This window comes from Staphylococcus cohnii species complex 1663, assembly GCF_041008415.1.
Classification (GTDB): domain Bacteria; phylum Bacillota; class Bacilli; order Staphylococcales; family Staphylococcaceae; genus Staphylococcus; species Staphylococcus ureilyticus.
The window spans coordinates 221417-235426 of the sequence record NZ_JBFDVL010000006.1 but is presented as its reverse complement, the minus strand read 5'-3'; the positions used below and the strand labels follow the sequence as shown (position 1 = coordinate 235426).

The 14010-nt window shown below is 31.3% G+C and carries 11 protein-coding genes; 3 read left to right on the top strand and 8 right to left on the bottom strand.

The annotated features are described in order from the left end of the window. Positions 1–184: 184 nt before the first annotated feature. A complete protein-coding gene (locus tag AB1J10_RS09550; protein WP_040029769.1) occupies positions 185–859 on the bottom strand; it encodes a haloacid dehalogenase type II in 675 nt (224 codons plus the stop codon). Positions 860–1075: 216 nt separating this feature from the next. On the opposite strand from AB1J10_RS09550, the gene AB1J10_RS09545 reads away from it, so the two are divergent. Further along, on the top strand, positions 1076–1339 hold the full coding sequence (locus tag AB1J10_RS09545; protein WP_019470044.1) for a hypothetical protein: 264 nt from the start codon (positions 1076–1078) through the stop codon (positions 1337–1339). Positions 1340–1690: 351 nt separating this feature from the next. On the opposite strand, the gene AB1J10_RS09540 is transcribed toward AB1J10_RS09545, so the two are convergent. The 4 genes from AB1J10_RS09540 to AB1J10_RS09525 all read right to left on the bottom strand — a co-directional run bounded on the left by AB1J10_RS09540 (position 1691) and on the right by AB1J10_RS09525 (position 6802). After that, on the bottom strand, positions 1691–2761 hold the full coding sequence (locus AB1J10_RS09540; protein WP_107365808.1) for an NAD(P)-dependent alcohol dehydrogenase: 1071 nt from the start codon (positions 2759–2761) through the stop codon (positions 1691–1693). A gap of 19 nt (positions 2762–2780) precedes the next feature. Continuing rightward, a complete protein-coding gene (gene xylB / locus AB1J10_RS09535) occupies positions 2781–4265 on the bottom strand; it encodes a xylulokinase (RefSeq protein WP_107365806.1) in 1485 nt (494 codons plus the stop codon). Positions 4266–4281: 16 nt separating this feature from the next. Next, complete coding sequence (locus AB1J10_RS09530) at positions 4282–5577, bottom strand: MFS transporter (protein WP_226857780.1); 1296 nt, start codon at positions 5575–5577, stop codon at positions 4282–4284. Positions 5578–5776: 199 nt separating this feature from the next. Next, positions 5777–6802 carry a LacI family DNA-binding transcriptional regulator gene (locus tag AB1J10_RS09525; protein WP_019470039.1) on the bottom strand — a complete coding sequence of 342 codons (1026 nt, stop codon included), beginning with the start codon at positions 6800–6802 and terminating at the stop codon, positions 5777–5779. 462 nt (positions 6803–7264) lie between these two features. Here AB1J10_RS09525 and AB1J10_RS09520 point away from each other — a divergent pair, with 462 nt between their 5' ends. Next, positions 7265–9244: a helix-turn-helix domain-containing protein gene (locus tag AB1J10_RS09520; protein WP_369003105.1), complete on the top strand. Its 1980-nt coding sequence runs from the start codon at positions 7265–7267 to the stop codon at positions 9242–9244. A gap of 85 nt (positions 9245–9329) precedes the next feature. Here the strand turns inward: AB1J10_RS09520 and AB1J10_RS09515 are convergent, their stop codons facing one another. Genes AB1J10_RS09515 through AB1J10_RS09505 form a run of 3 tightly spaced genes read right to left on the bottom strand, consistent with a single transcriptional unit; the run spans position 9330 to position 12105 of the window. Then, positions 9330–10790, bottom strand: coding sequence for an ABC transporter ATP-binding protein (locus AB1J10_RS09515; RefSeq protein ID WP_107365446.1), 1461 nt, complete (start codon positions 10788–10790; stop codon positions 9330–9332). Positions 10791–10799: 9 nt separating this feature from the next. Continuing rightward, on the bottom strand, positions 10800–11519 hold the full coding sequence (locus AB1J10_RS09510) for an energy-coupling factor transporter transmembrane component T (protein WP_046206766.1): 720 nt from the start codon (positions 11517–11519) through the stop codon (positions 10800–10802). 1 nt (position 11520) lies between these two features. Beyond that, on the bottom strand, positions 11521–12105 hold the full coding sequence (locus AB1J10_RS09505; RefSeq protein ID WP_046206765.1) for an MptD family putative ECF transporter S component: 585 nt from the start codon (positions 12103–12105) through the stop codon (positions 11521–11523). A 559-nt stretch (positions 12106–12664) separates the two neighbouring features. On the opposite strand from AB1J10_RS09505, the gene AB1J10_RS09500 reads away from it, so the two are divergent. Beyond that, the gene (locus AB1J10_RS09500; protein WP_064209400.1) at positions 12665–14002 is read left to right on the top strand and encodes an aspartate aminotransferase family protein; all 1338 of its coding nucleotides are present in this window, start codon (positions 12665–12667) and stop codon (positions 14000–14002) included. Positions 14003–14010: the final 8 nt, after the last annotated feature.

The following is a 14010-nucleotide window of genomic DNA, read 5'->3' as shown; positions in this document are numbered from 1 at the left end:
CGAAGTGCAGTTCACGAAGTGGATTAGCCATTTTGTATTTAACATTTTCAATTTTACCATCATATATTTGACTAGAGTAAATTGTATAAACATTCAAAACTAACATCCATTTTTTTCATTCAAATTACTATGATGATTTTTCACTTTTAATGACTGTAAATACTCTCTGGACAATCTTAAATGTTTATTTATTCATCTCTAACCAATTAATTAATTCATTTAAATTGTTAACTGTTATTGTAGGATTTTGTCCATTATAATCAAAATGTCCATTTTGTCTATTCACCCAAGCTGTATCAAAACCGAAATTGGTTGCTCCTGTTACGTCCCAAGAATTAGAAGAAACAAATAATATCTCTTCTCTTTTCAGATGATGATATTTCAAAATCAATGCATAACTTGCAGGGCTGGGTTTATATTGTTTAATTTCATTAACGCTCATAACTGTATTAATATTTTCCCCTAACTCAGAATTATCAATCAATGGTCTAAGCATGTTATCATTTCCATTGGATAGTATACCAACATCGATATCCATATTATTAAGTTGCGCGAGTATTTTAGGTACTTCGTAAAAATACTCTAAATTTAAAAAAGCATCAAACAACCTGTTTATATCTTCACGATCATATTGTATTTTGTGTTCATCCATTGTATAACGTAAAGCTTCTTTCGTTAACTCATCAAAGGAAATATATCTTTGCATAATTTGTTTTAAAAACATGTGATTTAATTGCGTTTTTCTCCACAGCTTTGAAATTGATGTTGCTTGTTCATCATCAAATTGCGTCATACCTTTTTTTAAAGAGGACATGTCAAAAAGTGTTCCATAAACATCAAAAATAATTGCTTTATACATTTTAAACCTCCTATTCAAAACACACATTTACTTATTCTTTATCACATTTCAACAAAGTCAAACAGTTTATTATCATTTTTATTTTTATGTAAATTGATAAGGACAATTGAAAAGATATTCACTCTATCGTTTATTAATTTTTTGTAAATTTCTTTAAATATAGCTTTATTATACTACAAATCGGTTATAGAACAGTAAGAAGGGAGGCTGGTTGTTATGAGAAGGATGTTTCTATTAGATTTACTAAACCTCTTTTTTATCGCCGTAGGTTACATGTTGATGATTACTTTGATTTTACTTTCTTTTGACTTCTTACAAATAAAAACAACCGGTTCAGTATTTTTAGAATCATTAAGTTCAGTTACTATTTTCCAATTTTTCAGCAATCCTATTTTTAACGGATTATTCACTTTATTTTTAATTGTATCTTCCCTAATATTTCTGTACAAAGCATTTGAACTTTATCAAAAAAATAAGTAATTATCATTGCTCTTCAATTAATTCAAAGCTTAATTTTATATCACTACAAATAAGCACCTATTTTTTATTTATAACGCATATCATTTATTTATTTTAAATTTTTTGAATTTTATATTGTAACAATACATTTTAAGATATATAATATTCTAAGAGAATGTTTCGTGCTATATCTCTAGGCTTTTATTGCCATCTATCATCATAGTTATATTCCATTCCCAGAATTAAACTTTATGCACCCATTAACACTAATGGTATCGCACTGCATTCTCAACAAATGTGCTAAAGTTGCTCATTTGAAAAGAGATCTAAAATCACTTTCAGGCAGTGATTTTAGATCTTCTTATAATACTATTACTTTAATTTCCCATTAGGATAAACCATAACTTTTAATGATCCGCTTTTATTGGTTCTTGCTCTTTCCATTGCCTCTTGTGCATCTTCCAAATCATATGAATCGGTAAACATTGTATTTAAATTAGCTGCAGTTGAAGATAACATCTCAAGGCCCATTGGATAAGTATTGGCATATCTAAAGATACCTACGACATTAATTTCATGGTTAGCGATAAAAGGTATATTTAACTCAATATTTTCTTGTTGTGGCAAGCCAACTATTGCTAAAATTCCGCCATTGTTCAAGACCGCTAGTGCATTTTGTAAGGCTGTTGGATTACCTGCAGTTTCAAAAGCATAATCTACACCGTTATGATTTGTTATTTCATTGATACGGGTAATAACATCTTCTTCTTTAATATTTATAACATGTGTTGCACCAAGTTCTAATGCCTCATCCAATCTTATTTGTTCAAGATCTGACACTATAATTCTTGTAGCACCAAAAGCTTTTGCTGCTACAACAGCCATCAAACCAACTGGGCCCATACCCATTATTACTACTGTGGAACCTGGCTGAACGTTTGCACGTTTACATGCTTGTACGCCAACTGAAAATGGTTCATTTAATGTTGCTTCTTCATATGATAGTGCATCAGGAATATGGAATAAAAATCCCTCAGGATGACTTATATATTGACTAAATGCACCATCAATAGGAGGCGTAGCTAAAAACTTAACATCAGGACATAAGTTATATTTACCAGCTTTACAGTATTCGCACTCTCCACAGGGAACTCCAGGTTCAATGGCAACTCTATCCCCGGGTGTAAAATGTGTTACTTTTGAGCCGATATCAGCAACGATTCCTGAACATTCATGTCCTAAAATCAATGGTTTTTCAACAACAAATTCCCCTACACGACCGTGTTCATAATAATGAACATCCGATCCACAAACACCTACCGCCATCACTTTTACTAAAACATCTGTAGGTCCTAATTTAGGAACGTCTACTTCTTTAAGTTCCATCTCAAATGGTTTATTTAATAATGAAATGTTCATAGTTTCTGGAATATTATTATTCATTTTAAATTCCTCCTAATAGTTAATTAATATTTAATAAGTTTTCTGTTATCGTTTTGGTCTGAGCGTATATATTCTTATAAATTTCAAAATACTGTTTATATTTTTTATGATTTTCTATATTTGGTTTATATGTCTCTCCTAGCGCTATAAATGTTTCAGCACATGCTTGCATTGTATTAAACCAACCTAATCCATATGCAGCTAACATGGCTGCTCCTACACCTGGACCTTCTTCATATTTCAATGCAGTGACCTGAGTATTGAAAATATCTGCTTGCATTTGTAACCAAAAACTACTTCTAGCGCCACCACCAATCGAAATAATTTCATCAATATGCCTACCGTTTTCTCTCATATATACAATGGATTCATATAGTGAATAAGTAATGCCTTCCACTGTAGCTCGTGCAAAATCCGCTTCTTCTGTATTACTATTTATCCCAATGAAACTTCCTCTAATATATGCATCACCATGTGGTGTTCGCTCACCTTGAATGTATGGTGAAAACAACAAACCATTTGCTCCAATAGTAGATTTCTCAGCAAAATTCAAGATTTCATCAAATGAATATGCTTTAAAAAGCTTTTCTTTGAGCCAATTTAAACTATGACCTGCACTTAATGTGACACCCATTGCATACGACATATTAGGCATGGCATGTTTAAAGAAGTGAATGTTATGTCCATAATCTACTTGATTATTTGTAGTACACGATAAAATCACACCTGAAGTTCCTATACTACATAACGTTTGACCTTCATTAATAACACCTGAACCTAAAGCGCCACATGCATTATCTGCACCACCAGCAAAAACAGCAATATCTTCTTTAATGTTTAGTTCTTTTTTAACTATTTCTGTAACATTACCTACATAACTATGCGACTGTACTAACGGTGGGTATATATCACCAAGTTCCAACTTGTCCCCAATTTCTTTTTCCCAGTCATTTGTTTTTGGATTGAAAAGAAGCGTACCTGCTGCATCACTATATTCCATAGCAATATGACCTGTTAGTCGATAGCGTACATAATCTTTAGGTAACAAAAACACTTCTAATTGTTGCCAATAATTTGGTTCGTTCTGTTTCATCCATAAAAGTTTAGGTAATGTAAAACCTTCAAGTATAGGATTATTTAAAAGTGTCTTCCCAAATTTGTTTTCTAATTCCTCGCATTGTTTAGTAGTTCTAGTGTCATTCCATAGTATTGCATTTCTAATAGGTTGGTATGTTTTATCCAGTGGTACTAAACCATGCATTTGTCCAGAAAACGAAAGGGCGTTAATACGTTTATTTGTCATTGTTTCTGTATTTATTAACTTTTTTATACCTTCTTTTACTGCCTCCACCCATGATTCAGGATCTTGTTCACTGTAGCCAATATATGGCTGACTCAATTTCAAAGGAATACTTGATTGTTCAATAACATGACCGCTTTTATTCACAGCAATAATTTTCACTGAACTCGTACCTATGTCTATACCAAGTACAACCTGTTCCAATTTACATCTTCCTTTCTTAATAATTTTCAATTTGTGCATTTAATGCTTCAACTTTATCGTCCCCAATGCCTGGTTGATGAACTTTAATATAATAAGTGATTGCTGCACCTACGAAATAACAAATAGCAAAAGCCCATACGACGCCAACTTCGTTGAATAACGGTAATATAAGCGTGGCAATTAATGGTGCAATAAAATTACTCAATCCAGCAGCAAGATTATGTGAAGAAAGTGTAGCACCAATATGATCAGGCTCTAAAGCTGTAAAAATTGCAAAAATAGGTACAAATGCTGATTGTGTAATACCGAATAATACTGCACATAAAATTGCAATTGCAAACACATCACCACTAAGTATTGGTAAATAATAAAATAATAATGTCGTGATGCCACAACCGATACAACCAAATAACATCACTTGACGTTTCCAACCAATTTTATCAGCAATAATACCCCAAACTACATCACCAACGATACACGTCACATGCATTGTTCCCCATGTCCATAACCATTGTTGCATTGAAAATCCAATAGTTTCCGTGAATAATACTGGAAAGATAATAACTAGCCCAAACAAAGATAATTGATTAATGATGCGTACGATAAAGACTTTAATAATTTCTGGATTCTTATAAACTACGCCGATATCTTTTAATACTTTAGTATATCTTTGTTTAACCGAAAGCGTTATATTCGGCTTTACATCCCGTTTTCCTACAACGATAAATGCAATTAAACCTCCTATAAAAATCCATATTAATGACATCCATAGTGTTCCATTAAAACCTATAAATGGAATAGTGAAACTAGGTAAATAAGTACCAATTACCCCCATTCCAACTGAGAACATTGCCCAAAACCAACCAATTGCTGTGGCTAATCTTGCTTTATCAGTGATATAGGTTACCCATACTAAGAAACCATACAAAAACAAAGGATAACCTAATCCTCTAATACCATATAACACTAACATCATAGGCAAATTTTCCATTCCTATTCCAAACACTAAAAAAAGCACGTGGAAAATTAACCATATTATTGTTCCTAAAGCCATTATTTTCCTAGGACCGTAAACATCAGATAAAACAGCCGCTAACCAAGAACCCACAACTACCATCACGCCATATACAGTAAACACTAAGGAAGCTTGACCACTAGAAAAACCGATATCAACAATATTTTTTGATAAAAATGCCTGTTCGATCCCATCTCCTGTCATAAAAATAAATATAGCTATAAGTGCAATAAAAATAATTTTCGGGATTCCCATCCATGTTTTTGGACTATCTTTAGAAATTGTAATGTTATTCAAAATATTTCCCCCTTATTTAAAAATATAACTAAAATAAACTTAAACGTTTAAGTTTTAGCGATTAAGTTAACGGGATTAAAATCAAATGATTTCAAAAACCCGTCTTGTTTAAACAATTCATAATACAATATCTACTCCAATGTATATAATCATAACAACAATCAACAAGTATCAGACTTGGAATACATTTTAGTTTTTATCATAATGACTTATCTTTTATAAATGAACAAGATTCACGTATGATTAGTTTTGTATTTAGTTCAATCGAAGAGACATTTTCCCCTTGAATTAGATGATTGATCATTTCGCCTGCGACACGACCTATCTCTTTTGTAGGTTGTGAAATGACAGATAATTTTGGAGTATAAATTTCATTCCAGTAACTATCATCAAAACCAATGATAATCATATCTTGAGAAATTTTTTTGCCACTTTCTTTTATTGCTTGTAAAGCACCTAATAGCAATAAATGATTAGTTGCCACAACAGCTTGAACCTGTTTGTTAATTAATGATTTAGTCGCATGATACCCACTGTCAATTTGTGCATCCGTACCCAATTGCTGATTGCTATAATAAATGAGTTGCTCATCTAACTTAATATTATTTTTTTTCAACGCTTGTTCATATCCAGATTTCCGTTCTGACGTAGTGCTTATATCAGGATTCGCTAACAGTAACCCTATATTTTTACAGGTACTATCAATAATTCTCTGAGTTGCATCAAACGCTGCTTTCTTGTTATCCACGCTTATAGAAGGTAAATATGTACCATCTACTTTCCTATCTATAGTCAAGATAGGTGTTTGGCTCCACTCTTTCTTAAATTTTAATTTAGACTTCACTGGAACTAATATAATAGCGCTTACATTTTGCGCGATAAATGTTTCTATTAACGCTTGTTGTCTTAACTCGTTTTCCTCAGACGACACAACAGCTACATGCAATTGATGTTTTTGACATTCGTTGTTTAATTCTGTCAGTATCTCAGTAAAAAAAGGATTTTGATCAGGTACAATAAAAACAATTAAATTAGACTGCCCTGTTTTTAAACTTCTTGCAAATTGATTCGGTTCATAATGCAATTTATCAATTGCATCTAATACTTTCTGCCTCGTCTTTTTACCTAATTCAGTACTTTTGTTATTCAATACATTGGAAACGGTCGCAATTGATACCCCAGCAACTTTTGCTACATCATGAAGTGTAGGTTTATTTTTTTCCATGCCACTCACCTTAAACGTTTAAGTTATTTGCTTCGACTTATTCATGTCAGCTAGATTCATTATATATATTCACCATAATAAATGCAAGCGCTATCATTAATATTGAGATTTTTTCATTTTCGAGTAAATTAAATAGAAACCTATCATTTTATTACTTCAAAAGGCATTTTATTTTCCAAAATAGTGATTTTTCTATCTATACTCATATCCAAAATACGAATTATTAATTCTTAATATCATTTTAACAAACTTTATTTGTAACCTAACTATTTTGTCTGTGTCAGTTGTACAATAACGTTAATCATTTAATTGTGAGTGTAACAAAATAAAGTAAAGGTGATCTTTGTGATAAGCTCTCTATCAATAAAAAATCATTATATGACTGAGTTGGCAAGATGCATAAATGAAATTATTATTTTAATTCCTATAAATAAATCATGTAAAATAAATTTAAATGGATCGATGATAACTATTGATCACGCTTGTATAATCAATAATGCAGACCTTTATCAATATATCGATATTGATAATTTAATAGAACTTAAGATTCCATTACCTTTATTTATAGAAAAAGATAAATCCATCGCTAATGCTTTGTTTGATATCAAACAAATTAAATATATAGAGCAATTTCGAAACTTAGTTTTGCAAAAATTACAGAATCATATTCAAAATAGAAAATGTATGCATCTTTATATATCTAATATTATTGAGTTTTTACTTAAAGAAGCAAAAGTTGATTTAGACGATCAATATCTACCTATTTTGTATACTAAACACCCTCTGGTTCAACGTTTGACTCAATACATACATAAACACATCAATGAACCTTTAACTACAAAACAAGTATCTAATGCTTTTTATATATCACAATCATATATATCTATTTTATTTTCCAAAATATTAAATATGAACTTCAAACAATATACAAGTTCTCTTAAAATTGCATTATCTTTATTTGATTTATTAGAGAAAGAACAAAGCATTTACGATGTCGCATTAAAATATAGTTTCACTAATGTTAGTACATATTCTAAAAATTTCAAATTCTATATAAAGATGCCGCCAAAATTCTATATTCATCAATTCAGAAAAAATGATTTAAATTCACTATACCAAGTTTCGTTAAGCACTCCCAACTTAAGCAAGCCTATCAACAAATTATATAATTTTTCTCATAATCAACATATTTCGTCTAATCAAATCGTCTTGAATAAACTGAAGTATACTCAGAAATTTAATATGACACGTACTTTTATCACGTTTAATGATTTACATAAGTTAATCTCATTTAATCAATCTACTTTTTCAATTAATATGCTATCGCTAATTTCAAAACCAAATTTAATTTTACTTCACACTAATTTCGATGATTTAAACAAATTAGACCATCACAATGTATTTGCAGCAATCAAACAATTGCTTATCAAAGGTTTTGAAATAACTTTGAAAGTTGATAATCCATCCTTTTCACAATCAATTGATTACCAAATTATAAAACTATTGACTTCATTAACGCTGCTTAATGAACATATTTCAAATGTTAGTTTACTTATTGAAACAAACCATAAAACATTTAAAAATGACCAAAGATTAATTGATAACTTTAAACAACAGTTCCCCACTATAAAATGTGCGGTTAATGTTGGACATATCTTGGAAAACAGTGGAAACTTTTCAAGATTTCAAAAAAATATTAGTTCATTAAATGCTGATTTTTATTTCATTGATACAGATTGGTATTTACTAAAAAACATTATATCAAGAAACTGGTTCAACGCTGATAATGCTTTTGATACCCATCAGACCATTATGTTATTTTTAAACCAATTACATCCAACTATTGCCAAAAAAGTGGTTTTTAATAATCTCACACATTCCAATTTAAAACATTATTATAAAGATATGTCCATTTCGCCACATATCTTACTGATGCATTTGCTAATTGATTTTCAAACATTAATTGGTGGCTTTGCATTTCCATATTTTTCTGAAGATGATGAACAATTTATGCTGATTAATCATAATTGTAGTACCATGCCAATCGTTCACGTTTTCAGTTTATTAAAACCTTTTTTAAATTTGCATATTGCTAAATTCCCTTATGGTTTAATTGGTAAATCTAAACATCATTTTCACATGCTATTATTTAATAGTTTAAACTATTCAACACCAACATCTGACCTAATTGCAAATATTGTTCATAATTACATCACTGATTTTCCAGTTTACACACGAGTGCTTAACGAAAATCATGGTATCATTTCACATTTGATCCCAAATAACCTGGACTTAAGCGCTATTGATTCCAAAATTCTCGAACAAATCAACAAGGCTAATACTCCACTTTCTAAGTTAACGATGCATAGTTATCATAATTTACTAACTATTACAGTTACAAAATCAGAAATAAAATATATCATGTTTCCGATTAATTCTTGATTTATCAAAAATACATTAAAAACATGACAAACGAGATAGATATCAATAATATCTATCTCGTTTAATTATTTACATCTTGTATTTTTCAAATGATATTAAAAAATGATTGTAAATATTCAATTGTATCGTTGTTAATTTCATATTGCTTTTTTACTTTTCCTTTTTCTAAATGAAGCACTTCATCTGCACAAGCGAGTAACATTTCATAATCATGAGTTATAACTAATACTGTGTGTCCTTCATTTGCCAATTGGTTAATAATTGTACTCATTTCCCGCATATGGTGACCATCTAAACCGCTAGAAGGTTCATCAAAAATCAATATATCCCTTTTCGTTTCTACTGCACTAGCAATAGCTAAACGCTGCTTCTCACCTCCAGATAGTGACAAAGGATGTCTGTCTAGATGTTCAGAAATACTATAGTTTTGCAAACACCGCTTAATTGTCTCATCATTTAAAGTTGGATTACTTAACCTCAGTTCTTCTTCCACACTTTCAGCAAATAATTGATTGTTAACATCTTGAAATACCAAATAAGCTTCTGCAAGACTTTGTTGTGGTGTTACCCACTTTTCTCCAGTATTAATAGTCCCTTTAAATTTTTTCTCGACTCCAGTTAAACAGCGCGCAAATGTTGATTTACCTGAACCATTATGGCCAATAATCGCTGTCACTTTTCCCTTACTGATACTGATATCATCTATATCTAAAGCTAATTTTTGCCTTCTTTTATATCTAAAATAGTAATTTTGTAAACTTAAGTAACCCATTTTATTATTCACTTTAGTTTTTACTTGCAATTGTTCTAAATGAATAGCTCTTAATCCTAGCTTTGCTAATTGTTTATTTGATAACTTATTAAATTGTTCATTTTCATAAATTGCACTTATTTTTCCGTCATCCATTATCATAAAACGGTCAGCTATTTTAGTTAAATAGTGTAATCGATGTTCAGCAATAATAATTGTTTTACCTTCATCTTTCCAAGTTTCGATCATTTGTTGTAACTTTAACATTGTATTAAAATCTAAATTTGACGATGGCTCGTCCAAAATAATCAATTCGTGACCATATACTTGAATAGCACTGCAAGCTAGCAATTGCTTTTCACCGCCAGACAAATTAAATATATCCCTATCTAAAAGGTGTTTAAAATTAAACTGTTCAGCGGTTTCTTTGATTCGTGTCATAATCCGACTAGCTGATACACCATAATTTTCAAGTTCAAATGCCAGTTCACTTGTCGTATTCAAACAAAAAAATTGTGATCTTGGATTTTGGAAAACTGAACCACTTTGCTGTGTTAACTCATAAACATCTTGTTGCTGTGCATCTTTATGATTTATTAAAATTTGACCTTCTATCTGTCCTTTATAAAAATTAGGAATAATACCATTTAGCAATCTTGTTAAAGTTGTTTTTCCACAACCTGAAGTTCCTGTTAAACAAATAACCTCACCATCATCAATAGTAAGGTTAATATTATTTAATATTTTACTTTTGCTTTCATCGTATTTAAAAGATACGTCTTTAAATTGAATCATATCCTACCCTCACATTACATAATAAATGATACAAAGGAACAGTATTAACACTAACAACAACCAATCTAACCAACGTATTTTAAGCGAAATGATTGATGTACGTCTATGCGTTAAATTCAACCCACGTGTAATTGAAGCAATAGTTAATTCGTTACCAATTTTCACAACACTGTTTAGTAATGGAACAACTCGATATTCAACATATTGTATTGGATGTATAAAAGCAATTTTCAAAGATATACCTCTCATCTTCATAGCATCCTTTATAGCAGCCGATTCTTCTCTAATTGTCGGTAAAAACCTAAACATAACGGCAATTGGAATCGTGATTTTTCTAGACAATTTCATTCGTTCTAAACCTGTTATTAGCACTTCAATTTGTGTGGTTTTAAATATATAATAGCCCATTGCGAGGGATGGTAAAAAACGTGTTATGATGCCTGCCGGTACAAAAATTAACAATGTAGCAACTTGGTTACCATCAATCGTTACAAACGCTTCTCCATACCACGCCATCACAGTTAATATCAAGATGACTAGCCCTATAGTATATTTTTTAATACATAATAATAATAATGCTGGCACAAGTATGATTACTGCCCTTAAATACACTTCAACACCTGTAACGCCGCCTGTTAATGCAACGAGTGATATCATCAAGATAAGCGCAATTTTAATTCTAGGATCTAAATTTAGTAAGTGGCTTTGTGGGATCGTTTGACTATACATGTTAAATCATACCTGTACGTTTGAAATGTTTTTTTAAAATTAATTTTGCTATATAAACGCCGATCCATGCACCAATGATTGTAGTAATAATAATAACTGGTATCATTTCTACAGAAAATAAAGTGGCGACCGTTTGCTCATATTCAATACCGTATTTATCTTGAATAAAGGATAAATATGAATTTCTCATAAAGTAAAATGGTATAAATGTACCAATGGGCCAAAAGGAAAAGAGAATGTACCCTAAACAATTGTGTTTCCAACTTTTATAACGTTTCATAGCCATTAAGCCATCAGCTAGTAATATCACAGGAATACTAAATACCAACGCAATCCATGGATGTCCCATAATAGCTAAAATAAGACTTACAATCGTTCCGCATATTGTCAATGCACCAAATTTTTGAACTTTTGATATTAGTAATATAATAGGTATGCCACCTACTAAACCAACCATTGCAGGAAGCAATAACATGAATATAGGTATAATACCTAAAATGCCAGGAGGTGCTATAAAAATAAAATATATAGCCGTAAAGAGTCCTATATTTATTAAATCTTTAACTTCTATCTTACTATTGTTCATCTAAAACTCCCTCTTTACATATAACGATAAATATTATTAATGCAAGTAAACATAACTATGCTATAACATTAGTGTAGACTCAAGATACTATAATTGAAAACAATTATCAATTACATCGAATTGTATCGCTCATATCATTTATATTATAAATGAAAAACTTCTCAAAACCTAACTATCCATTTCATCGTTTTATATATTTCATCTTCCCTATGTTTTGCTCAATTATCAATACATCATTTCTATAAAATTTTAATAAATGCATATTTTGTCTTCATACAACGCATTACGCAAGATTATATGTGTCATATTACAAATTTTAAGTGTTATTCAACTTTAAATTTTCAGAATATATTTACAATTCCGAATTTTCTTAGTATATTCATACGTATCACCATTTCATTATATTTAAGAATATTAATGAAATTATATAAAACATATTTAATAACACCTCACTCTTTAAAAAACGGGATATGAAGTTAAAGGTGCGAATTGAATTTGTATAACTTTTAAACCAATTTATATTGAGTAATACATGGGAGGAATGATATTTATGGACAGAATGGAAAAAGCCACTCAATTAATCAATGAAGATAGTCAGTATTTTGCTAAACCAGGACGAATAAAATATTATCCATTAGCTATTTCTCATGGTTATGGTGCAACGCTTGTTGATATGGACGGCAATACATATATCGATTTACTTGCTAGTGCTAGCTCACAAAATGTAGGGCATGCACCCCAACCAGTGTCAGATGCTATTAAATCACAAGTAGATAAATTCATACACTATACGCCTGCTTATATGTATCATGAGCCTTTAGTTAAACTTGCTAAGAAACTCTGTGAAATCGCACCAGGAAACTACGAAAAACGTGTTCTTTTCGGACTTTCTGGTTCAGATGCAAATGACGGTATCGTAAAACTTGCAAGAGCATATACAGGAAGACCTTATATCATCAGTTTCGTGAATGCTTACCACGGATCTACTTATGGGTCATTATCGATGTCCGCAATAAGTCTAAACATGAGAAAAAAATATGGTCCAATGTTGCCAGGCTTTTATCATATTCCATTCCCTGATAGCTACAGAGGCATGTTTGGTAGTCCAAACGCTAACACCGTTGATGAATACCTCGCGCCACTTAAAGAAATGTTTGAAAAGTATGTACCTGCTGATGAAGTAGCTTGTATCGTTATTGAAACAATACAAGGTGACGGGGGATTATTAGAGCCAATAGATGGCTACTTTGAAGCTTTACAAGATTTATGCAAGACACATGGCATTTTATTAGCAGTGGATGATATCCAACAAGGTCTTGGTCGAACTGGCGAATGGAGTTCAGTTTCACATTATCATATTGAACCGGATTTGATTACCTTTGGAAAATCATTAGCAGGTGGACTACCTATGTCTGCAATTATAGGACGTGCTGAAATCATGGACACATTAGAAGCGCCAGCACATTTGTTTACAACAGGAGCTAACCCAGTAAGCTGTGAAGCGGCCTTGGCTACAATTGGTATGATTGAGGATGAGCATTTACTTCAAGCGAGTACAGAAAAAGGTGAATATGTACGCAAACGCATGGATACGTGGATCGAACGATTCGAAGCAGTTGGGGACGTCAGAGGCAAAGGATTGTCGATAGGTATTGATATCGTTGCTGATAAAGATAGTAAAACACGTGATGCGGAAGCGGCATTAAAAGTTTGTAATCGCTGTTTTGATAATGGCGTTGTGATTATTGCAGTAGCTGGAAATGTACTCCGTTTCCAACCTCCATTAGTCATAACGTATAACCAACTTGATACGGCATTAAATGTCTTAGAATCTGCAATTGAAGATTTAGCATCTGGAAAATTAGATAATTACGACATTGCTGGTCAAGGTTGGTAAAATTGGGG